Below are 21043 nucleotides of genomic sequence, written 5' to 3'. Positions count from 1 at the left end.
GGGCACCGCCGCGGGTGGCGCCGTCCCGGGGGGCGCGGCAGGCTGGGACCCACCGGAGGACGCCCGCCCAGGGCACCGGCGAGTCACCAGCGATGAGGAGAGAACCGATGCTGCTGCGTCACCTCGCGAGGCCCATGCTGGCCTCGTGGTTCGTCTACGACGGGGTCCAGGCCGCGCTCAAGCCGGCGGAGCACGTGCGGGCCGCGCGCGCGGGCGTCGAGCTCGTCGAGAAGCGCGTCGGCATCGAGGCCCCGCTCAGCGAGCGGCAGGTGACGACGCTCGTCCGCGCCCACGGCGCGGCGACGGCGGTCGCTGGCCTGTGCCTCGCCGTCGGCAAGGCGCCCCGGACCGCCGCGCTCGCGCTCGCCGCGCTCACGGTCCCGCTCGCCGTCGTCAACCAGCCGTTCACGGGCGGCGAGGCCACGCGCACCGAGCGGACGCGGAAGTTCGTCGCGAACGTCGGGGCGATCGGGGCCGCGCTCATCGCGGGCGCCGACTACGAGGGCCGCCCGGGCGTCCAGTGGCGTCTCGAGCGGGCGCGGCACGACCTCGCGCTCGCCAAGCAGGCGAAGCAGGAGGCCGTCGTCGCGGGGGCGAAGAGCACCGCGAAGGACGTGTCACGCTCGGCTCGCCGCGCCGCGAAGGCCGCCCAGGACGCCGCGCAGCACGCCGCGAGCAGCACCGCGGGCGCCGTGCACGACGCCGGGGCCGCCGTCCGCGCCAAGGTCGCCTGACGCGTCGCACCGCGCGGCCGCGCCCGTCCGCGGGGCGGGACCGGCCGCCGTCGGGCGGCGACGCTCCACTAGCCTGGACGCCATGACGACGCAGCCCCCCGCGCCCACCGACGCACCGTCCCCCGCCCCGGCCGACGCCTGGGTCGCGCCCACGGCGGGCGGGCCGCTCGACGCGACGGTCGAGGTCCCGGGGTCGAAGTCGCTGACGAACCGGCTGCTCGTGCTCGCGGCGCTCGCCGACGGCCCCGGGACGCTGCGCGGCGCGCTGCGCAGCCGCGACGCCGACCTCATGATCGCGGCGCTGCGCGCGCTGGGCGTGGGGATCGAGGAGGGCGCGTCGCCGACCGAGCTGCACGTGACACCCGGCACCCTGCGCGGACCGGTCGACGTCGACTGCGGGCTCGCCGGGACGGTCATGCGCTTCCTCCCGCCGGTCGCGGCGCTGGCGGACGACGCGGTGCGGTTCGACGGCGACGAGGGTGCGCGGGTGCGGCCCATGGGCCCGGTGGTGGCGGCGCTCAGCGCGCTGGACGTCCCGGTCGCGGGCGACGACGGCGGCAGCCTGCCCACGACGCTCCCGTTCACCGTGGGCGGGCGCGGCCGGGTCCGCGGCGGGTCCGTCGACATCGACGCGTCGGCGTCGAGCCAGTTCGTCTCCGGGCTGCTCCTCGCGGCGGCGCGCTACGACCAGGGCCTCACGGTCCGGCACGTCGGGCACACGCTGCCGAGCATGCCCCACATCGAGATGACGGTGGAGGTCCTGCGGGAGGTCGGGGTCGTCGTCGACGACTCGCGCCCGGCGATCTGGCGCGTCGAGCCGGGGGCGATCGCGGCGCGTGACGTGCAGGTCGAGCCCGACCTGTCGAACGCCGCGCCGTTCCTCGCGGCCGCGCTCGTCGCCGGGGGCACCGTGCGCGTCACGGGCTGGCCGACGGCGACCACGCAGCCCGGCGCGATGGTCCCCGAGCTGCTCGAGGCCATGGGCGCCACGTCGTCCCTGGACGGCGACGTGCTCACCGTGACGGGCACGGGCGAGGTGCGCGGCGTCGACGTGGACCTCCACGCCGCCGGCGAGCTCGCCCCCACGATCGCCGCGCTCGCGGCCCTCGCCGACGGGCCCAGCCGCCTGCGCGGCATCGCGCACCTGCGCGGGCACGAGACCGACCGCCTGGCCGCGCTCGCGGCCGAGATCACGCGCCTCGGCGGGCAGGCCGAGGAGACGCGCGACGGGCTCGTCATCACGCCGCGCCCCCTGCACGGCGCCGTCTTCCGCACCTACCACGACCACCGCATGGCGACCTCGGCCGCCGTGATCGGGCTGCGCGTGCCGGGCGTCGGCGTCGAGAACGTCGCGACGACGGCCAAGACGCTCCCCGGCTTCGCGGGCATGTGGGAGCGGATGCTCGGCGGCTCGGGGGCGGCGGCCCGCTGATGGCCCGCGTCCCGGACGAGTCCGACTTCCGCTCGCGCCCCGGCAAGCGCGGCAGCCGCCCGCGCACCAAGCAGCGCCCCGAGCACGCGGACGCGGTGACCGGGTTCGTCACGGGCGTGGACCGGGGCCGGTACACGCTGCTCGTGGGCGGGACCGACGACGGGACGGTCGTCGGCGCCGAGGACGAGCGCACCGTCCTCGCCATGAAGGCGCGCGAGCTCGGGCGCACGCGGATCGTGTGCGGGGACCGCGTCGACCTCGTCGGCGACGTCACCGGGGACGACGGCTCGCTCGCGCGCATCGTCCGCATCCAGGAGCGGTCGTCGGTGCTGCGCCGCACCGCCGACGACACCGACCCGTACGAGCGCGTCATCGTCGCGAACGCGGACCAGCTCGTCGTCGTCACCGCCCTCGCCGAGCCCGAGCCGCGCACGCGCATGATCGACCGGTGCGTCGTCGCCGCGTACGACGCCGGCATGGACGTCCTGCTGTGCCTCACCAAGGCGGACCTCGCCGACCCGGCGCCGCTGCGCGCGCTGTACGAGCCGCTCGGCGTCTCCGTCGTCGTCACGCGGCGCGCGCCCGACGGCCTCGCGCCGGACGGCTGGGCCATCGAGCCGCTCGACGCGGTCCGCGAGGCGCTGGCCGGGCGCACGTCGGTGTTCGTCGGGCACTCGGGTGTGGGGAAGTCGACGCTCGTCAACGCGCTCGTGCCCGACGCCCGGCGCGCGACGGGGCACGTCAACGACGTCACGGGGCGCGGCCGGCACACGTCGACGTCGGCGGTCGCGCTGCGCCTGCCGGGCGGCGGGTGGGTCATCGACACCCCGGGCGTGCGGTCGTTCGGGCTCGCGCACGTGCAGGTTGACCACCTGCTGCGCGCGTTCGAGGACCTCGACGCCGTCGCCGCCGCGTGCCCGCGCGGGTGCACCCACCTCGACGACGCCCCGGACTGCGCGCTCGACGACTGGGTGGCGGACTCCCCCGACGACGCCACCCGCGACGCCCGCGCGGCGCGGCTCGAGTCGTTCCGGCGCGTGCTCGCCTCGCGCACCGGCGCCGCCTGAGCCCGCACCCCGCGCGGCGCCTCCCCCGGCCCGTGCGCGCACCGCTACGGTGTGAGCCATGACGCCCCCCTCGACGCGCGGCTACGACGACGACCTGCGCCTCGCCCACGTGATCGCCGACCAGGTCGACGCCCACACCCTGTCGCGCTTCAAGGCGCTCGACCTGCACGTCGAGTCCAAGCCCGACTCGACGCCCGTGAGCGACGCCGACCGGACCGCCGAGGAGATCATCCGCGGCCAGCTCGGCCGGGCCCGCGGCCGCGACGCGATCGTGGGCGAGGAGTACGGCGAGACGGGCCACGGCGCCCGCCGCTGGATCGTCGACCCGATCGACGGGACGAAGAACTTCGTGCGCGGCGTCCCCGTGTGGGCCACGCTCATCGCGCTCGCCGACGGCGACGAGGTCGTCGTCGGGCTGGTGTCCGCGCCCGCGCTCGGCCGGCGCTGGTGGGCCTCGAAGGGCACCGGCGCGTGGACGGGCAAGTCGCTCGCCGCCGCGTCGCGCCTGCGCGTCTCGGGCGTCTCGTCGTGGTCCGACGCGTCGCTCGCCTACGCGTCGCTCGACGGCTGGGAGGAGCGCGGGAAGCTCGAGCCGTTCCTCGACCTCATGCGCGGCGCGTGGCGCACGCGCGGCTACGGCGACTTCTGGTCGTACATGCTCGTCGCCGAGGGCGCGGTCGACGCGGCCGCGGAGCCCGAGCTCGAGCTCTACGACATGGCCGCGCTCGTGCCGATCGTCACCGAGGCGGGCGGGCGGTTCACGTCGCTCGACGGCGCCGACGGCCCGTGGGGCGGCAACGCCGTCGCGACGAACGGCCTGCTGCACGACGAGGTGCTGGGCCGCCTAGCCTGACGGGGCTCGTCACCCCGGCGGCCTCCCAGATTCGGTCCGCCCCGGGTTCGCCCCGGCCTCAGCCGCGCGGCACGTCCTTGAGCTCGGACCAGTCGTACCAGAGCAGGTCGCGCTCGCCCACGCGCTCGATGGCCGCGTCGAGCGCCGCGTCCGCGTCGGGACCGTCGTCGTCCGCCGCGGCGAGCACGGCCTCGACGTCCGCGACCGCCTCCGGCTCGTCGACGTGCACGCACACGATCGCGACGTCGGGCACCGTGCGCAGCACCTCGACGGCGCTCGGGGCGGGCGCGTCCTCGTCGTCGGAGTCCTCGGCCCCCACGACCTGGACCGCGCCGTCGGGCACCTCGAGCGTGACGACGAGCCGCTGCCGCGGCGCGTCCGGGCGCGACGCGACGAGCGCGAGCGAGTCGTCCGCCGCCTCGAGCGCGGCCGCGTACTCGAGGCCCTCCTCGTCCTCGTCGGGCAGCGCACGCGTCAGCGCGGCGGTCACGGCGTGGGCGCCGCGCGGGGCGACGGTCCACCGGGCGGCGTCGGCGGTCACGGTGACGGCGTCGAGCTCGTCGAGCGTCGCGGGGAGATAGATGCGCATGGGTTCAGTGTGCCGCCTCGAGCACCGGACCGGGCGCCGCACCACGCCCGGACGGGGCGGCCTCCCGCACTGCCTCCGCGAGCCGGGCCAGCGCGCGCCGGGCAGGGCTCGCCGGGGCGGTCTCGCCGAGCGTCCTTCCCTCCCGGAGGGCCACGTCGACGGCGGTGTCCTCCGGCACGACGTGCAGGTCCTCGACGCCGGCGTACCGCGCCATCGCGTCGCGCACCGCGCGCTCGGGCCGTGGCCCGACGACGCTCGCCCGCACCCGGTTCGCGACGACGACCCGGACCGCGGCGACCGCCGCCCCGGAGTCTCGCAGCTCGTCGAGCGCGCGGACGAGGCGCTGCAGCCCGACCGGGTCTCCGCCGCCCACGACCACGACGACGTCCGCGGCGCCCAGCGCGCTGAGCGTCGCGTCGTGGCGCTGCGGGGCGCGGGTGTCGTAGCTGAGCAGCTCGTCCTGCTCGATGCCGAAGCCGCAGTCGACGACGGTCCAGTCCGCGACCGACCGCGCCACCTGCCACACCGCGTCGAGCGACGGGCCCGGCAGCTCGGGCCAGCGCGCCGCGCGGGCGAGGCCCGTGAGGACGCGGACACGGGGCACGAGCACCGGGGCCAGCGCGCGGAGGCCCGCGGCGTCGAGCACGCCCTGACCGGCGCTGCGGGCCGCGGCGGCGAGCCCCGGGGACTCGTCGAGCAGCCCGAGGCGCTGCGCGACCGTCCCGCCGTACGTGTCCGCGTCGACGAGCAGCACCTCGGCCGGAGGCCCGACGGTGGCCGTGGCAGCCGCGTCGACCTCTTGCGCCCGGCGTGCGGCGCGGCGCCGCCGCGGCCGTCCCGCGGGTGCCGGGCCCGCGAGCTCGGCCGCGAGGTTCGTCGCGACGGTCGTGCGGCCCGGCGCCCCGGTCGGGCCCCAGACGGCGACGGTCCGGCCGTCGCGCCGGTCGCCCTCGTCGTCGGCCGGCACGGGCGCCGGGACGCGGGCGGGCGCTCCGGGCGGGCCCGCGTGCGCGGTGCGCGCCGGCACGACCGCCCGGACGGCGTCGCACAGGGTGCCCGGCGACCGGTCCACGTCCACCACGGTGTCCACCCCGTGGGCCCGCAGCCGGTCCTCCTCCCACGTGCCCCCGGGGGCGAGCGCGACGACCCGGACGTCGTGCGCGTGCAGGTCGGCCACGGCCTGCCGGTCCAGCGCCGGGAGGTCGTGCGAGACGACGGCGACCCGCCCGGCCCCCGCGGCCGCCGCGGCGAGCAGCTCGACGACGTCCGCGCAGCGCCGCGTCACCCGCAGCCCCGACGCGTCGAGCGTCGTGACGACCTCCGCCTCGCGCGCCCCGCGGACCGCGCACAGGACCGTCGTGACCGTGGTCGCGCCGCTCACCCCGCACCGCCGACCGGGACCAGCGCGAGGGTCCCCTCCCCCGCGACGGCGGCGAGCACGGCGGGGAGGTCGTCGACCTCGACGAGCAGGTGCACCGTCGTCGGCCCGCCGACCACGAGCGTGCCCTCGCCCTCGTCGACCTGGGCGACCGTGACGCCGCCGACGAGCATCTCCGGCACGGCACCCGGCCCGTCCGGGACGTCCTGCGCGACGTCCGGGGACGGTGCGGCGGCGGCCTCCGGGACGTGCCAGAGGTCGACGTCGGCGCCGGCCACGATCCGCTCCGAGAGGCCCGACGTCACGGGCACCGCGACCGCCCGCACCGCGAGGTCGGTGGCGGCACCGAGCGCCGTCGCCGGGACGAGCTCGCCCGCGGCCACCGTCCGCAGGACGACCGCCTCGTCCGGGAGCCCGTCCTCGACGAGCAGGTAGCGGTCGGTCTGCGCGCCGAGCCGCACCTCGACCGTACGCAGCTCGGCCGCACCGACGGTGGTGCCGGGCGTCAGCGGCGTCCCGGCCGCGTACACCGCGACGGTCCGGCTCGCGCTGCTCACGGCCCAGGACCCCAGCGCGACGGACAGCGCCACCACGACGACCCCCACGAGCAGCCGCGGGTCCTTCCAGCCCGGCCGCCGCAGCCGCGCGGCGGGCGGGGGCGTCGCGGCCCCCGGGACGGGTCGTTCCACGGTCGTCGTCATCCATCTCCCCCTCGGTGGTCGGCACGTCGCCCGTGCCGCGGCTTCATGATCCCCGGTCGGCGGGGCGCGTGGCAGGGCCTGTGGACGAGCACCGCGGTGGGGTGTGGGCGTGCCAGACTGACGCCATGCCCCAGCGGTTCCTCACCCTCGCCGACGTCACGGACGAGCTCAACATCTCGGCGGCCCAGGCGTACGCGCTCGTCCGGTCGGGAGAGCTGCCCGCGATCCAGGTGGGCGGTCGCGGCCAGTGGCGGGTCGAGGTGAGCGAGCTCGAGGCGTACATCCAGCGCATGTACGCGCAGACGCGCCAGCGCATCGAGGCGGGCGACTTCGACGGCTGACGGCACGCCGTCGCACCTCCGCGGTCCTGTACCGCGTCCCCACGCCGTAGCACGACGACGTCTCCGCTCCCTCGGCTCCCCCTGCCGCGCGCTCACCTCGGTACGTACCCCGTCTCCGCCTCGCTGACGCACACGAGGGCCGACCAGGGGACCACCCGCGCGCCGTGTGCGCTGCCGGGCGACGGCTCGAGGTCGAGATGGTCCTTCCCCACCCGGGCGACCCACCCGGACCAGGACCCGGCGGTCGTCCGCACCTGGACCGGTCTCCGGTCCCGCTGGAGCGCCCGCAGCACGTGCCCGAGGCCGAGCGTCGCCGACCGGGACGAGCGCGGCGGGTCGGCGTGCCGCCCGAGACCTCGCACCGCGACCACGGCGTCCAGCGGGACGAGGTGCTGCCGGCGGCCGTCGACGACCAGCGCCCACTCCTGCGCGACCTCCCGCACCTCGCCGGTCACCGCCGACGCGTCGCGGAGCTCGAGCGTCACGGGCCCCGGCGCGGCGCGCAGCCGCTCGGTGAGGAGCACCGTCGCGTGCTCCGCCCGGGTCAGGTCGGCGACCGCGGCGACGCGGTCCTGCGACTCCGCCGCGGCGAGCTGCGCCGCGAGGTCGTCGAACAGGGCGTCCCATCGCATCGGCACACCGTAGCGGGGTACCACCGCACCCGACCCTCCGTCGTCCACATCACGGGACGGGCCTGGACAGGCGTCGATCCTGCGCGCTTAGATCGATGTGTCGTCATCAAACGACACCAAACGACATCAAAAGCCGTCGAGTGCGCGACGGCAGGCAGGGGGCAACGATGGACCGGGGTACTGCTGCATCCCGACGAGCCGGGGGTCTGCTCGCCCTCCTTGCGCTCGTCCTCGCCCTGGGCGGCGCGACGACCGTCCTGTCGCTCCGGGCGCTGCACCTCGTCGCCGCGCTCCCGACGCACCGCGTCGAGCCCTGGGTGGAGCTCGCCGCGGTGTCGGTGGGCGCGCTGGCCGCCCTCTGGGTCGCGCTCAGCGCGCTCGTCGCGCTGGCCTGCGTGGCTGCCGGTGCCGCCGGGCGGTCCTGGACGACGGGAGAACGACTCCTGCGCCGTGCGGCGCCGGCCGTCGTCCGGCACGCGGCGCGCGCCGCCGTCGGCGCCACCGTCGGCGCGGGTCTGCTCGTCGCCGGCGGGGCGGCGCACGCGGCCGCCCCGGCGGACGACCCGGGCGTCGTCGCCGTCGATCTCGGGTGGCGACCCAGCGGTGCCGTCGCAGCGGACGAGGGCACGGTGTCGGGGAACGGCGCACCGGAGAGCGCCGCTTCGACGTCCCGGACGACCCCCGGCGCCTCGTCCGCCACGGCGGACGGCTCCATGGCGGGTTCCGACGGTCCGTCGAGCATCCGGGCGGACGCCGCGCCGGGCCAACCCGCGCCGGTCACCTCGGTGCCGCCGTCTTCGGTGCCGACATCGTCCGTGCCGGCGCCTTCGGTGCCGCCCTCCGGGGTGCCGGGGGACGCCGGCACGTCGCAGGACCCCCACCGCTCGCACGGTGCCACCTCCGCAGCGACCGACGCGCCGCCGTCGACCAGCACCGAGAGTGCTGGTGCGGGAGACGCCGCGGGCTCTGGAGGGAAGCACGCCGCCGGGGCGGGCGTCGTCGGCCAGGGGGCAGAGGCCTCCGGCGCCGCGGGACCGACGGTCGCCGCGGAGGGGACCTCGTCGGACGCCGCCCGCCAGCGCGACGCGGCGCTGGCCGTGACGCGCGATGTGCCCGGCCCGGAGACCGCGCCGGAGGTGGTCGTCGTGCGCGGCGACTCGCTGTGGTCGATCGCCGCCCGGCACCTGCCCGCAGGGTCCACCGACGCGCAGGTCGCGGAGGCGGTGGAGCGCTGGCACGCGGCGAACGCCCACGTCGTGGGCGCGGACCCCGACCTCGTCCGGCCGGGCCAGGTCCTCGTCGCACCGTCCGCCTGACCACCGCCGACCTCGAAGGAGCCCCACCATGACCGCTCCCCTGCTGGCCGGCGCGCACGCCCCGGTCACCACCGTGACACCTGCGGCCGCACCGACGGCCCCTCCCACGAGCGGGGCCACGGTCCGCCCGCTCCGCTCGACGAGCGTCCCGTCCGCCCCGCCGGCGCGGCTGCTCCGCTGCCTCGGCGACCCGACCGTCGCCACGGTCGACGTGACCGACCCGACGGCGGCCCGCGTGCCGCAGCACGTCGTCCGGGGTCGTCCCCTCGGGCGCCCGACGACGCCTGTGCCCCCGCCGGACCCGACCGCGCTGTGCTGCGCCGTGGTCCGGGCTGCGGTCGAGGTCGTGCGGGGCGAGCGCACGGTGGGACAGCTCGCGCGGTGGGTGTCGCCGGAGATCTACGAGGCGCTCGCCCGGCGCGCTCGGCTCGTGGCCGACGGGCCGGGCGAGACCCCGGCCCGCCCGGTCGCCGTCCGCCGCGCGCGCGTCCTGCGCATCGGCGACGGCGTCGCCGAGGGGACGGTCGTCGTCCAGGACGGGGACCGGGTCCGCGCCGCCGCGGCGCGGCTGGAGGCGCGCCGCGGAGCCTGGCGCGTGGTCGCGCTCGAGATCGGCTGAGCCCTTCCCGGACCGGGCACGACGACGCCCTTCCTGGTCCGGGCACGACGACGCCCTTCCCGGACCCGACATCCCCGGCGGCCTTCCTGGCTGGGCACCACGACGGCGAGGCGCCCACCCGCAGGTGGACGCCTCGCCGTCGTCGTCAGGGTGCCCGGCGGACGGGCACCCGGTCAGGCCTCGTTCTGGCCGTGGCAGACCTTGTACTTCTTGCCGGAGCCGCACGGGCACTGCGCGTTGCGGGGCGTGCCCGGGAAGGTCCGGCCGTCGCTCTCGACCGCCGTCGCCTCGCCGTGCAGCGCGCGGCGCGAGCGTCGGCCCGCGTCGCCCGACACCACGGCCTGGCCCGTGCCGTCCTCGCTCGGGGCGGTGTACGACAGCGGGACCTGGCGGTCGGGGCCGTCGAGGCCCTTCGCGATGAGCGTGCCGGGGCGGTCGCCGCCCGGGCCCTCGGCCGCGGCACGTGCCGCCACCGGCTCCGGCGCGACCGGCGCGTCCTCGACGGGCGCGTCCTCCACGGAGGCGTCCTCGACCGGCTCGTCCGCGACGGGCGAGTCCTGCGTCGGCGCCGCGTCGCGCTGCGCCGCCGCCGCGAGACCGGCCGCCGCACCGGCCGACGCGGCACCCGCCGCGCCGCCGAGCGCCTGGCCCGCGGCCGACTGCGCGGCCTGCGCCGCACCCGCGACGGAGATCGCCGGCGCCTGGCCCGTGGCCGCGCCCGGCTCCGCGACCTTGACTTCGAGGTTGAAGAGGTACCCGACCGTCTCCTCCTTGATGGCCTCGGTCATCGCCTGGAAGAGCTGGAAGCCCTCGCGCTGGTACTCGACCAGCGGGTCGCGCTGCGCCATCGCGCGCAGCCCGATGCCCTCCTTGAGGTAGTCCATCTCGTAGAGGTGCTCGCGCCACTTGCGGTCGAGGACCGAGAGCGTCACGCGACGCTCGAGCTGGCGCATGTTCGCCGCGCCGAGCTGCTCCTCGCGGTTCTGGTAGGCGATGCGGGCGTCCGAGAGGATCTCCTCGAGCAGCATCTCGCTCGTGAGTCGCGTCTCGCCGCCGGCCTGCTCCACGACCTCGTCCACCGTGATGGAGATGGGGAACACCGCCTTGAGCGCGGTCCACAGCCCCTCGAGGTCCCAGCTCTCCGGGTTGCCCTCGGCCGTGGCGCCCTCGACGTACGCGGTGACCACGTCGGTGAGGAAGTGCTGCACCTGCTCCTGCAGGTCCTCGCCCTCGAGCACGCGGCGGCGCTCGTCGTAGATGACGGTGCGCTGGCGCGACAGGACGTCGTCGTACTTGAGGACGTTCTTGCGGATCTCGAAGTTGCGCGACTCGACCTGGCCCTGCGCGCTCGCGATGCCGCGCGTCACCATCTTCGACTCGAGCGGCACGTCGTCGGGGAACCCGGCGCGGTTCATCATCGACTCGGCGAGCGTCGAGTTGAACAGGCGCATGAGGTCGTCCTGCATGGACAGGTAGAACCGGGACTCGCCCGGGTCGCCCTGACGGCCGGAACGACCACGGAGCTGGTTGTCGATGCGGCGCGACTCGTGCCGCTCCGTGCCGAGGACGTAGAGACCGCCGAGCTCGCGGACCTCGTCGTGCTCCGCGGCGACCGCGGCCTTCGCCTTCTCCAGCGCGTCGGGCCAGGCGGCCTCGTACTCCTCCGGGTTCTCCGCCGCGTCCAGGCCGCGCGCCGCGAGGTCCGCGACCGCCATGAACTCCGCGTTGCCGCCGAGCATGATGTCCGTACCGCGGCCGGCCATGTTCGTCGCGACCGTCACGGCACCCTTGCGGCCCGCGAGCGCGACGATCGCCGCCTCGCGCTCGTGCTGCTTCGCGTTGAGGACCTCGTGCGGGACGCCCTGCTTCTTCAGCTTGGACGACAGGAGCTCCGACTTCTCGACGCTCGTCGTGCCGACGAGCACCGGCTGGCCCTGCGCGTGGCGCTCGACGATGTCCGCGACGACGGCGTCGAACTTGCCCTCCTCGTTCTTGTAGACGAGGTCGGGCTGGTCGACGCGCTGCATCGGGCGGTTCGTCGGGATCGGCACGACGCCGAGCTTGTAGGTGCCCTGGAACTCGGCCGCCTCGGTGTCGGCGGTACCGGTCATGCCCGCGAGCTTGGAGTACAGGCGGAAGTAGTTCTGGAGCGTGATCGTGGCGAGCGTCTGGTTCTCCGCCTTGATCTGCACGCCCTCCTTGGCCTCGATGGCCTGGTGCATGCCCTCGTTGTACCGGCGGCCGGGCAGGATGCGGCCCGTGTGCTCGTCGACGATCATGACCTCGCCGTTGAGCACGACGTAGTCCTTGTCGCGCTTGAAGAGCTCCTTCGCCTTGATGGCGTTGTTGAGGAACCCGATGAGCGGCGTGTTGAGCGACTCGTACAGGTTGTCGATGCCGAGGTAGTCCTCGACCTTCTCGATGCCGGGCTCGAGCACGCCGACCGTGCGCTTCTTCTCGTCGACCTCGTAGTCCGTCCCGGGGTTCAGACGGCGCACGACCTTGGCGAACTCACCGAACCAGCGGTTCGTGTCGCCCGAGGCCGGGCCCGAGATGATGAGCGGCGTGCGCGCCTCGTCGATGAGGATCGAGTCGACCTCGTCGACGATCGCGAAGTTGTGGCCGCGCTGCACGAGGTCGTCCGTGGACCACGCCATGTTGTCGCGCAGGTAGTCGAAGCCGAACTCGTTGTTCGTCCCGTACGTGATGTCGGCGGCGTACTGCTCGCGCCGCTGCGCCGGCGTCTGGCCGGACAGGATGACGCCGGTCGACAGGCCCAGGAAGCGGTACACGCGGCCCATGAGCTCGGACTGGTACTTCGCCAGGTAGTCGTTCACCGTGACGACGTGGACGCCCTTGCCCTCGAGCGCGTTGAGGTACGCGGCCGTCGTCGCGACGAGGGTCTTGCCCTCACCGGTCTTCATCTCGGCGATGTTGCCGAGGTGCAGCGCCGCGCCGCCCATGAGCTGGACGTCGAAGTGCCGCTGGCCGAGCGTGCGCCGCGACGCCTCGCGCACCGCGGCGAACGCCTCGGGGAGCAGGTCGTCGAGGGTCTCGCCCGCCTCGAGGCGCGCCTTGAAGCGGTCGGTCTCCTCCCGCAGCTCCTCGTCGGTGAGATCCTCGAAGCCGGGCTCGAGCTTGTTCACCTGGTCGGCGATGCCGGACAGCTTCTTGAGGATCCGGCCCTCGCCGATGCGAAGGACCTTGTCGAGGATCGAAGGCACGCAGGACTCCCGTATCGATCGGTGCCCGGGCCGGGTGGTCCGGGAGCAGAGCCGACGCTCTGCCGCGCGGGCGCGCACGGCAGCGGACGTCGGCAACGTCACACAACATCGTAGGGGAGTCGGGGCCGCGCCGGTCCCGTCCGGGTTTCGCCGACGACGAACCTCTCCACCGCGACGTCGTCCGCCAGCCTACGGCGAGGGCCACCCGGGCCGGGCGCCTCGTCCACCGCCGACGCGGCCGTCGGGACGATCGCGGCGGCGGCGCCGCCAGCGACGACGGCAGCGACGACGTCAGTGCGCCGCGACCTCGGCGGCGAGCGCGGGCGCCAGGTCCCCCACCGGGGCGACGTCGACCTCCGGCACCCCCAGCCACCGGCCCAGCACGTGCAGCTCGGCGGCGAGGCGCGCCGCCGTCTGCGGCCCGGCCGCCTGCTCGCGGTGCGCCGACTGCACGCGCAGCACCCCGGCCCGACGGTCGGCCTTGAGGTCGACGCGCGCGGTGAGCGCCTCGCCCTCGAGGAAGGGCAGGACGTAGTAGCCGTGCACCCGCTTCGCCGCGGGCACGTAGATCTCGATCCGGTAGTGCACGTCGAACAGCCGCTCGAGGCGCGTCCGCTCGAACACGAGCGGGTCGAACGGGTTGAGCAGCGTCGTCCCCGTCGCGCGCCGCGGGAGTGCCGCGTCCGCGTGCAGGTAGGTCGGCTCGTCCCATCCCCGCACGGTCACCGGGCGCAGGGTGCCCGCCTCGACGAGCTCGTCGAGCGCCGTCCGCACCGCGGGCCCCTTGAGCCGGAAGTAGTCGCGGAAGCAGCGCAGCGTCCCGACGCCGTGCGCGCGGGCGCCGATCTCGAGCAGCGCCCGGAGGGCGTCGGCGTCCGCGACCGGCGGCGCCGCCACGACCTCCGGCGGGAGCACGCGCTCCGTGAGGTCGTAGCAGCGCTCGAACGCGCCGTTGCGCCGCGCGGACGTGATCTCGCCCGTGAAGAAGAGGAACTCGAGCGCGCGCTTCGCGACCGTCCAGTTCCAGCCCCACTGCGAGCGGTCGCGCGGGTGCGCGCGCCCCTCGGCCTCGAGGATCTCGTGCACCTCGCTCGCGGTGATCGGGCCGCGCTCCGTGACGAGCCGCCGCACGTCCTGGACCGCCTCGGAGTGGCTCATCTCGACCGCGCTGATCGTGCCCCACGCCTCCGTGCGGTACCGGCGGCGGCGCCACTCGAGCAGCGGCCACGTGCTGGGCGGCACGTAGGACGCGACGTGCGCCCACGTCTCCACGAGCCGACGCGGCGCACGGCCCGCCGCGCGGTCGAGCAGCGCCGTGTCGTACGGGCCGAGCCGCGCGTACAGCGGCATGAGGTGCGCCCGCGCGAGCACGTTGACCGAGTCGATCTGGAGGAGCCCCAGGCGGTCGATGACCCCCTGGACCTGCCGCATCGTCGGGGCGCGGCCGCCGGACCCGGCACGCGCGGCGACGTCCGGGCGCTCCCGGTGCAGCCCTTGCGCGGCGAGCGCGACACGGCGCGCCTGGGACAGGGACATCGACTCGGACCTCGACGGCGTGGCGACCACCCTCCGATCCTGCCCGCCCCCACCCACACGCCGACCCGTCGCCCGCCCACCCACCCGCCCCCGCCGAGCAGGCGGTCCTGGCGCGTCCCGGCCGCCGGACCCACCACGACCACCTGCTCGGCCGACCGGGATCGCCTGGTCGGCGGCGGACGGCGGACGGCGGACGGCGGGCGGCGGGGTCGGTCAGCGGGCGACGGGTCCGGACAGCACGACGCGCCCGGACCCTCGAGGGTCCGGGCGCGTCGGGTGCGGTCAGGCGCTCTTCTCGACCGTGGCGTCGGCGCAGTCGCAGGACGTGTCGAGCGCGACGACGCCGTACGTCCAGCCGCGGCGGCGGTAGGCGACGGACGGGCGCGACGTCTCGATGTCGACGAAGAGGAAGAAGTCGTGGCCGACCATCTCCATCTCGTACAGCGCGTCGTCCACCGTCATGGGCTCCGCCGTGTGCAGCTTCTGCCGGATGACGACGGGCGAGTCGCCGAGCGTCGTCTCGACGGCCTCCCCGGGCGTGGTCGGCGCGGTCGGCGCCGGCGGCGGGGGTGCCTCGTGCGTGGCCGGGTCGTAGGGACGCACGTCGACGGGCGGCACGACGGTGTGGTTGCGGTGGTCCTTGCGACGGTCGCGGGCGCGGCGCAGCCGTTCCGCGAGCTTGTCCATCGCGAGGTCGAGGGCGCCGAACCGGTCGTCGGCCGCGGCCTCGGCGCGGACGACGGGTCCCTTGGCCCGCACGGTGAGCTCGACGCGTTCGCGGACCCCCGAGAGCCTCGGGTTGTTCTCGTGGGTGACCTCGACGTCCACGCGCTGCGCCGTGGGCGCGAGCTGCTGGACCTTGGCGAGCTTGTCCTCCACGTGCCGGCGGAAGCGGTCTGCCACTTCCGTGTGCCTGCCGACGACGACGATCTCCATGTGAGCCTCCGCGAGGATCTAGTGCGACGCCCGGCCCGGTGCGTCCGGGCGCCTCGTTCGGATTCGGTAGGAGCACCCGCTGCCGGGTGCGGTGGGCTACCACCTCCTTGCGGCGCAGGGCCGCGCGCTCGGTACGCTCGCGCGGCGGCGCACGTGTCCTGCACGTCCGTCGTCCGCGGCGACTGGCCCTCAGCCTAACCCCCGGTCCGGGGTGTCGGCAGCACCAACGGGAGGTGAACGAGGGGACCTTCGGCCCCCGCGGCGCGCACCTCACGGAGGCTGCCCGGCGGACCGCCGTCGTTCGCCCGGCGACGGGGTCGCGGCGAGCGCGACGGCGCCCAGCACGAGAGCGCCGGCGCTGGTCAGCGCCCTCTCGCACGCGGCGAGGGTCGCTCCCGTGGTGACGACGTCGTCGACGAGGAGGCACGCCACGACCGGTGCCGGCGCGCCGGTCGACGGGCGCCGCCCGGGCGGTCCTCGACGCGCTCCGGCGGACGGTCCGACGAGCCTTCCGGCACCGGCCCCGAGAAGTTTCCCGGGGGCGACGGCGACCGTGCCGAGACGGGCCCCGCGCGCCCGCGAGCCGAGCCCGACCTGGTCCCGGGCGCGCCCGCGGTGCACGAGGAGCGCGGCGCTCCGGGCGGGGGTCCCCGAGGTGTCGAGGCCGGCGGCGACCGCACGCGCGAGCAGAGCGACGGGGTCGCGCCCGCGGGCGCGACGCGCGGCCCGCGTCGTCGGTGCCGGGACGACGAGCACCGGGCCACCCCGGGACCCCTCCCCCCGCACCGCCCCGAACCCGGACCCGAGCGCGGGACCGAGCGCGGGGCCGCGCCCCGGCCCGAGCACGGCTCCGAGCACCGGCCCCAGCGCGGTGCCCGCGCGCCACGCGGCGTCCGCGAGCGGCCGGTCGAGGTCCGCCCGGCCGCGGTCCTTCCAGGCGACGACGACGCCGCGCACGGGCCCCTTGTACGCCGCCGGCGCCCACACCGGCAGGGGCGCGACGCCGTCGAGCCGGTCGAGGCGGGGCGCCCCACGTTCGCGCCGCCGGAGCGGGGCGCGCAGCGGCGCGAGGCAGGGTTCGCACCACCGGACGTCGGACGCGTCGCAGCCGGGGCACGCGACGGGCAGGACAAGGCGGGCGACGTCGTCGAGGGCGGCGAGGAGCACCGGGCCAGCGTGCCCGGTGGCGCGGGCGTCCGGCACCGGCGAACCGGCCACCTGTGGACGACGCACGCGCCGCTGGCTCCCGACCCGCGCCGTCCGGGGGCCTGTGGTCGCCCGGCGCGCCGCGCGCCGCCGGGCGCGCGGCGCCTCAGCCGGGATACGTGGGCAGCCGGACCTCGGTGGCGATCTTGGTCCAGAGGCTCGACGTGCCCGCGGCGTACAGGCTGCTGTCGCTCGTCCCGACGAGCGTGGTGCCGACGCCCGTGGCCGACGCGAGCGAGACGGCGCCCTCGACGGGCGAGGCGGCGACCGTCGGTCCCCCGACGGGCACCCGCTGGACGACGACCTCGGACTCCCCGGACGCCCGGCCGAGGACCCCGAGAAGCGTGCGGTCGGCCCACGTCACCTGCGTCGCGGCGGCGATCGGCTGCCCGACCCGGACCGGTGCGGAGAGCTGGGTCGGCCGGCCGGCCTCGTCACGGACGATGCCCGCGACGTGGACCTGCGCCCCGGAGCCCGAGTCGCTGACGACGGCCACCCGGGCGCCGTCGGGCGCGACCCGCAGCGACATCACGGTGCGCCCGTCGAGCCACGGCGCGGCCACCTCGGAGACCGCGGCGTCGCTGCCGGCCTCCCGCAGGTCCACGACCTGCAACGACCCTGCCTGCACCTGCGGGCCGCTCCACACGTACTGGAACCGGTCGATCGACGGCGCGACGAGGCTCGTCCCGGTGAGGAGCGTGACGGGCCCGGCCTCGGCCGTCGGCGCCGTGACGAGCCGCCCGGCACCGTCCCGCACGACGTACGTGGCGTCGTCGGCCCGGCCGCGGAACGCGAGCGCGGTGGGCTGGAGCCCGGCGAGCGGGGCGGCCGACGTCACCGCGCGCGTCGTGCGCCCCTCCAGGCTCATGATCTGGTCTCCCGAGAGCACGACCGGCTCGTCGGGCGTGGTGGCGACGCCGATGGTCGGGACGTCGTCGGCCGAGAGCTCCGAGCCGCCGACGCCCACCGTGATGTCGACGGGCACGCCGAGCGAGGCCTGGAGCTGCGCGATGAGCATCGCGCGGTCGGCCGGCGACGCCGCGGTCACCGGGTCGGTGAGGGGCACCGCGACCCTGCCCTCCACCGGCGGCACGGAGTCGATGCTCAGCGAGGTGCCCTCGGGCGCGACCGTCGCGACGGACCCTGCGAGCCAGTCCGCCGGTCCGCGCAGCGTCTCGCGGACCGCGAGCGCCTGCCAGTTCCGGCTCGGGAACCAGCGGGCGTCGGGCACGAGGTAGGCCCGGTCGAGGGTCGGGAAGTAGAGGTTGGCCTGCTTGAAGGTGCGCGCGAAGTTGGTGGCCGTGATCGTCAGCCCGTCGTCGACCACGTCGATGCGCCACTGGTCGTCGGCGTCGCGGACGAGGCCGTAGGAGACCTCGGTGGTGCGGCCGGGCGCCTGCTCCGTGTAGACGCCGCGCTCGTCGACGGTGCCCACGACGTCGGCGGTGGCGCGGACCGTCGTCGTGCCGCCCTCGATCGCGGCCTCGTCGACCTCGAGCTGCGGCACGTCCTCGAGGATCGCGACCTGGGAGACGGGCGACCAGTCGTCCTGCGCGTCGCGCGTGAGGAACTCGGACGCGACGTCGAACGAGCCGCGCGCGCCCTGGGCCTGGGCGGCCAGGAAGCCGCGGACGATCTGGTCCGGCGAGGCGTCGCGGCGGGGCGAGGCGGCGCTGACGAACGGCTGGCCCGGGTCCTCCGGCGTCGCCTCGCCCTCGACGACGGGCCCGGACGTGGGGATCGAGGCGCACGCGGCGAGGGCGGCGACCCCCACGGCCGCGAGCCCAGCGGCGAGCGCGCGCCCGACCCGGCGCCGCAGGTCCGCCTGCCCCGCGGTCGGACGCCGTACGGTCCCCGTCGTGGTCATCGCCCCTCCTGGACGTCGTCGGGGCCGGCGGTCGGACCGCCGCCGGAGCCGGGCACCGTCGCCCGGCCGGGCTGGGGCGCGTGGTCGCGCGGGATGACGACGGGGATGCCGCCCGTGACGGACGGCAGGTCGGCGGGGCCCGCCGTGCCCTCGACGTCCTCGACGACCGGCGTCCGCACGCTCCACTCGGCGGGCAGCCCGCGGCCGGTGGCCGCCTCGGAGACGAGCGGCAGGGGGGACGACTGGAGCCGGATCCCGGCGCGCCGCGGGAGCGTGAGCCGGAAGCTCGCGCCCCGGCCGGGGCGGCCCCACGCCTCGAGCCACCCGCCGTGCAGGTGCGCGTCCTCCAGGGAGATCGCGAGCCCGAGGCCCGTGCCGCCGGTCGTGCGGGCGCGTGCCGGGTCCGCACGCCAGAAGCGGTCGAACACGTGCTGGACCTCGTCGGTCGTCATCCCGACCCCGTGGTCGCGGACCGTCACCGCGACGGCGTGCCCGTCGCCGTCGACCGTGATCTCGACCGGCCGCTCCTCGGCGTGCTCGATCGCGTTGACGACGAGGTTGCGCACGATGCGCTCGACGCGCCGCGGGTCGATGTCGGCCGTGACGGGCTCGTCGCCGAGGTGGACCGACAGCCACACGCCCTTGCGCTCGGCGAGCGGGGCGGCGTGGTCGACGGCGGCGTTCACCACGTCGCGCAGGTCGCGCCGCTCGGCGTCGAGGACCGCGGCGCCGGCGTCGAACCGGCTGATCTCGAGCAGGTCGGCGAGCAGGTCCTCGAACCGGTCGAGCTGGGCCTGCAGGAGCTCGGTCGAGCGCCGCGAGACCGGGTCGAAGTCCTCGCGCGACGCGTGCAGCACCTCGGAGGCCATGCGGATCGTGGTGAGCGGCGTGCGCAGCTCGTGGGACACGTCCGAGACGAACCGGCGCTGGAGCATCGACAGCTCCTCCATGCGCCCGATCTGCTCCTGGAGGCTCTGCGCCATCTCGTTGAACGAGTGCGCGAGGGACGCCATCTCGTCGTGCCCCTTGACCGGGAGCCGCTCGTCGAGCCGGCCGTCCGCGAGCCGTTCCGCGACGCTCGCGGCCTGACGCACCGGGAGCACCGCCTGGCGCGTGACGAGCGCCGTGATCCCGACGAGCAGGGCGAGCAGCACGAGCGCCCCGACGAGCAGGACCGACTGGAGGAAGCGCAGCGTCTCCTGGTCCGCCTCGAGGTCGTAGAGGTAGTAGAGCTCGTACGTGCCCGCGACCGGCACCTCGACGGTCGAGCCCACGACGATGCCGGGCACCGCCCCCGACGACTCCGGGTGCGCCGGGTCGACCGGGATCGCCACCGACTGGAGGTACTGCTCGCCGTCCGCCGCGACGGTCGCCGCGCGCATCTCGGGCGACACGAGGCCGTCGAGCTGCTGGTCGGTCGACTGGTCGAGGAAGCCGACCGTGCCCGACCCGCCGGACTGCCAGAGGAAGACGTCGCGCGACGACCCGGTGGTCTGGAGCATGGAGAAGAGGTCGAAGAGGAGCGACTGGGCCTCGGTCGGCGTCGACGCGGGCGACGCGTCGAGCGTGCGGCGCGCCTGCTGCGTGGACTGGGCGCTCTCCTGGTCGAGCTCGGCGGCACGCCGCTCGTAGAGGCCGTCGCGCATGGCGTCGGTGAGGTAGGCGCCGAGCGCCCCGACGGTCAGCACGCCGACGACGAGCGCCGACGTGACGACGCGCAGCTGCATCGACGAGCGCCAGCGCCACACCACCCGGCGGACGGTCGCGCGCGCCCGGCGCCGGACGCGGCGCCAGAGCCCTCGCCCACGCCCGTCGGCGGAGCCGGCCGTCGTGCTCACGTGCGGGTCGCGCCCGCCTTGTAGCCGACGCCGCGCACCGTGAGGACGATCTCCGGGTTCTCCGGGTCGTGCTCGATCTTCGAGCGCAGGCGCTGCACGTGGACGTTGACGAGCCGCGTGTCCGCCGCGTGCCGGTAGCCCCAGACCTTCTCGAGGAGCACCTCGCGCGTGAAGACCTGCCACGGCTTGCGCGCGAGCGCGACGAGGAGGTCGAACTCGAGCGGGGTCAGGGACACCTGCTCGCCGCCGCGCGACACGCGGTGCCCCGTGACGTCGATCTCGACGTCGCCGATGGACAGGTGCTCGGGTGCGGGCTCCTCGGTGCGGCGCAGGCGCGCCCGGATGCGGGCGACGAGCTCCTTGGGCTTGAACGGCTTGGAGATGTAGTCGTCGGCACCCGACTCGAGGCCGAGCACGACGTCGACCGTGTCGCTCTTCGCGGTGAGCATGATGATCGGGACGCCCGACTCCGCCCGGATGAGGCGGCACACCTCCGTGCCGTCCTTGCCCGGGAGCATGAGGTCGAGCAGGACCAGGTCCGGCTGCGTGGTGCGGAACGTCTCGAGCGCGAGGTCGCCGTCCGCGCAGAACACCGGTTCGAAGCCCTCGGAGCGCAGGACGATGCCGATCATCTCGGCCAGGGCGGTGTCGTCGTCCACCACGAGCACACGAACCTTCATGCGGACATCTTGCCATCGACGGGCCCGACGTCGGGGCGGCCGGGCCCCGCGGCGAGGGTGAACCCGCGGACGGGCGCACCCGGCGGCGCGAGCC

At 76.1% G+C, this 21043-nt stretch carries 18 protein-coding genes; 7 read left to right on the top strand and 11 right to left on the bottom strand.

Annotation, left to right across the window (positions count from 1 at the left end; genetic code table 11):
- Positions 1-107: 107 nt before the first annotated feature.
- From BXA05_RS15640 to hisN, 4 genes are all read left to right on the top strand, one after another.
- Entirely contained in the window at positions 108-734 is a 627-nt protein-coding gene (locus tag BXA05_RS15640) for a DoxX family membrane protein (protein ID WP_009862310.1), read from the top strand.
- 82 nt (positions 735-816) lie between these two features.
- Positions 817-2166: a 3-phosphoshikimate 1-carboxyvinyltransferase gene (gene aroA / locus BXA05_RS15635; RefSeq protein WP_076405967.1), complete on the top strand. Its 1350-nt coding sequence runs from the start codon at positions 817-819 to the stop codon at positions 2164-2166.
- Positions 2166-3233 (top strand): ribosome small subunit-dependent GTPase A, encoded by a 1068-nt coding sequence (gene rsgA, locus BXA05_RS15630; protein WP_034655119.1) that lies wholly within the window; start codon positions 2166-2168, stop codon positions 3231-3233. Before aroA ends, rsgA begins: the two co-directional genes overlap by 1 nt.
- Before the next feature lie 58 nt (positions 3234-3291).
- Positions 3292-4086 (top strand): histidinol-phosphatase, encoded by a 795-nt coding sequence (gene hisN, locus BXA05_RS15625; protein WP_076405965.1) that lies wholly within the window; start codon positions 3292-3294, stop codon positions 4084-4086.
- A 58-nt stretch (positions 4087-4144) separates the two neighbouring features.
- On the opposite strand, the gene BXA05_RS15620 is transcribed toward hisN, so the two are convergent.
- Genes BXA05_RS15620 through BXA05_RS15610 form a run of 3 tightly spaced genes read right to left on the bottom strand, consistent with a single transcriptional unit; the run spans position 4145 to position 6754 of the window.
- On the bottom strand, positions 4145-4675 hold the full coding sequence (locus tag BXA05_RS15620; RefSeq protein ID WP_043655874.1) for a DUF6912 family protein: 531 nt from the start codon (positions 4673-4675) through the stop codon (positions 4145-4147).
- 4 nt (positions 4676-4679) lie between these two features.
- Complete coding sequence (locus tag BXA05_RS15615) at positions 4680-6056, bottom strand: CpaE/TadZ family protein (protein WP_076405963.1); 1377 nt, start codon at positions 6054-6056, stop codon at positions 4680-4682.
- A complete protein-coding gene (locus tag BXA05_RS15610) occupies positions 6053-6754 on the bottom strand; it encodes a CpaB family protein (protein WP_076405962.1) in 702 nt (233 codons plus the stop codon). Before BXA05_RS15610 ends, BXA05_RS15615 begins: the two co-directional genes overlap by 4 nt.
- Before the next feature lie 125 nt (positions 6755-6879).
- Here BXA05_RS15610 and BXA05_RS15605 point away from each other — a divergent pair, with 125 nt between their 5' ends.
- Complete coding sequence (locus BXA05_RS15605) at positions 6880-7095, top strand: helix-turn-helix domain-containing protein (RefSeq protein ID WP_061269161.1); 216 nt, start codon at positions 6880-6882, stop codon at positions 7093-7095.
- Positions 7096-7187: 92 nt separating this feature from the next.
- Here BXA05_RS15605 and BXA05_RS15600 read toward each other — a convergent pair whose 3' ends face one another.
- A complete protein-coding gene (locus BXA05_RS15600) occupies positions 7188-7727 on the bottom strand; it encodes a hypothetical protein (RefSeq protein ID WP_043659709.1) in 540 nt (179 codons plus the stop codon).
- Positions 7728-7894: 167 nt separating this feature from the next.
- Between BXA05_RS15600 and BXA05_RS15595 the strand changes: the two genes are divergently transcribed.
- Together BXA05_RS15595 and BXA05_RS15590 are read left to right on the top strand one after the other, a co-directional pair.
- Positions 7895-9043 carry a LysM peptidoglycan-binding domain-containing protein gene (locus tag BXA05_RS15595; RefSeq protein ID WP_076405960.1) on the top strand — a complete coding sequence of 383 codons (1149 nt, stop codon included), beginning with the start codon at positions 7895-7897 and terminating at the stop codon, positions 9041-9043.
- 28 nt (positions 9044-9071) lie between these two features.
- On the top strand, positions 9072-9662 hold the full coding sequence (locus BXA05_RS15590) for an Rv3235 family protein (protein ID WP_076405958.1): 591 nt from the start codon (positions 9072-9074) through the stop codon (positions 9660-9662).
- Between the two features lie 173 nt (positions 9663-9835).
- On the opposite strand, the gene secA is transcribed toward BXA05_RS15590, so the two are convergent.
- From secA to mtrA, 7 genes are all read right to left on the bottom strand, one after another.
- Positions 9836-12886: a preprotein translocase subunit SecA gene (secA, locus tag BXA05_RS15585; protein WP_076405957.1), complete on the bottom strand. Its 3051-nt coding sequence runs from the start codon at positions 12884-12886 to the stop codon at positions 9836-9838.
- Positions 12887-13177: 291 nt separating this feature from the next.
- Complete coding sequence (locus tag BXA05_RS15580) at positions 13178-14422, bottom strand: winged helix-turn-helix domain-containing protein (protein ID WP_076406100.1); 1245 nt, start codon at positions 14420-14422, stop codon at positions 13178-13180.
- A gap of 282 nt (positions 14423-14704) precedes the next feature.
- Entirely contained in the window at positions 14705-15358 is a 654-nt protein-coding gene (gene hpf / locus BXA05_RS15575; protein WP_076405955.1) for a ribosome hibernation-promoting factor, HPF/YfiA family, read from the bottom strand.
- A 270-nt stretch (positions 15359-15628) separates the two neighbouring features.
- On the bottom strand, positions 15629-16525 hold the full coding sequence (locus BXA05_RS15570; RefSeq protein ID WP_076406098.1) for a ComF family protein: 897 nt from the start codon (positions 16523-16525) through the stop codon (positions 15629-15631).
- A gap of 145 nt (positions 16526-16670) precedes the next feature.
- Positions 16671-18431 (bottom strand): LpqB family beta-propeller domain-containing protein, encoded by a 1761-nt coding sequence (locus BXA05_RS15565; protein WP_076405953.1) that lies wholly within the window; start codon positions 18429-18431, stop codon positions 16671-16673.
- A complete protein-coding gene (gene mtrB / locus BXA05_RS15560; RefSeq protein ID WP_076405952.1) occupies positions 18428-20269 on the bottom strand; it encodes an MtrAB system histidine kinase MtrB in 1842 nt (613 codons plus the stop codon). Before mtrB ends, BXA05_RS15565 begins: the two co-directional genes overlap by 4 nt.
- On the bottom strand, positions 20266-20949 hold the full coding sequence (mtrA, locus tag BXA05_RS15555; protein ID WP_034655451.1) for an MtrAB system response regulator MtrA: 684 nt from the start codon (positions 20947-20949) through the stop codon (positions 20266-20268). Before mtrA ends, mtrB begins: the two co-directional genes overlap by 4 nt.
- Positions 20950-21043: the final 94 nt, after the last annotated feature.

Origin of the sequence: Cellulosimicrobium funkei (assembly GCF_900155925.1) — a bacterium.
GTDB lineage: Bacteria > Actinomycetota > Actinomycetes > Actinomycetales > Cellulomonadaceae > Cellulosimicrobium > Cellulosimicrobium funkei.
The sequence above is the reverse complement of the archived record's forward strand: the minus strand, read 5'-3'. Positions and strand labels throughout refer to the sequence as shown.

Excerpts from the sequence above, each read along its gene's own strand:
- BXA05_RS15640 (WP_009862310.1), top strand. The coding sequence starts at position 108 with ATGCTGCTGCGTCACCTCGCGAGGCCCATGCTGGCCTCGTGGTTCGTC.
- aroA (WP_076405967.1), top strand. The coding sequence starts at position 817 with ATGACGACGCAGCCCCCCGCGCCCACCGACGCACCGTCCCCCGCCCCG.
- rsgA (WP_034655119.1), top strand. The coding sequence starts at position 2,166 with ATGGCCCGCGTCCCGGACGAGTCCGACTTCCGCTCGCGCCCCGGCAAG.
- hisN (WP_076405965.1), top strand. The coding sequence starts at position 3,292 with ATGACGCCCCCCTCGACGCGCGGCTACGACGACGACCTGCGCCTCGCC.
- BXA05_RS15620 (WP_043655874.1), bottom strand. The coding sequence starts at position 4,675 with ATGCGCATCTATCTCCCCGCGACGCTCGACGAGCTCGACGCCGTCACC.
- BXA05_RS15610 (WP_076405962.1), bottom strand. The coding sequence starts at position 6,754 with ATGACGACGACCGTGGAACGACCCGTCCCGGGGGCCGCGACGCCCCCG.
- BXA05_RS15605 (WP_061269161.1), top strand. The coding sequence starts at position 6,880 with ATGCCCCAGCGGTTCCTCACCCTCGCCGACGTCACGGACGAGCTCAAC.
- BXA05_RS15600 (WP_043659709.1), bottom strand. The coding sequence starts at position 7,727 with ATGCGATGGGACGCCCTGTTCGACGACCTCGCGGCGCAGCTCGCCGCG.
- BXA05_RS15595 (WP_076405960.1), top strand. The coding sequence starts at position 7,895 with ATGGACCGGGGTACTGCTGCATCCCGACGAGCCGGGGGTCTGCTCGCC.
- BXA05_RS15590 (WP_076405958.1), top strand. The coding sequence starts at position 9,072 with ATGACCGCTCCCCTGCTGGCCGGCGCGCACGCCCCGGTCACCACCGTG.
- BXA05_RS15580 (WP_076406100.1), bottom strand. The coding sequence starts at position 14,422 with ATGTCCCTGTCCCAGGCGCGCCGTGTCGCGCTCGCCGCGCAAGGGCTG.
- hpf (WP_076405955.1), bottom strand. The coding sequence starts at position 15,358 with ATGGAGATCGTCGTCGTCGGCAGGCACACGGAAGTGGCAGACCGCTTC.
- BXA05_RS15565 (WP_076405953.1), bottom strand. The coding sequence starts at position 18,431 with ATGACCACGACGGGGACCGTACGGCGTCCGACCGCGGGGCAGGCGGAC.
- mtrA (WP_034655451.1), bottom strand. The coding sequence starts at position 20,949 with ATGAAGGTTCGTGTGCTCGTGGTGGACGACGACACCGCCCTGGCCGAG.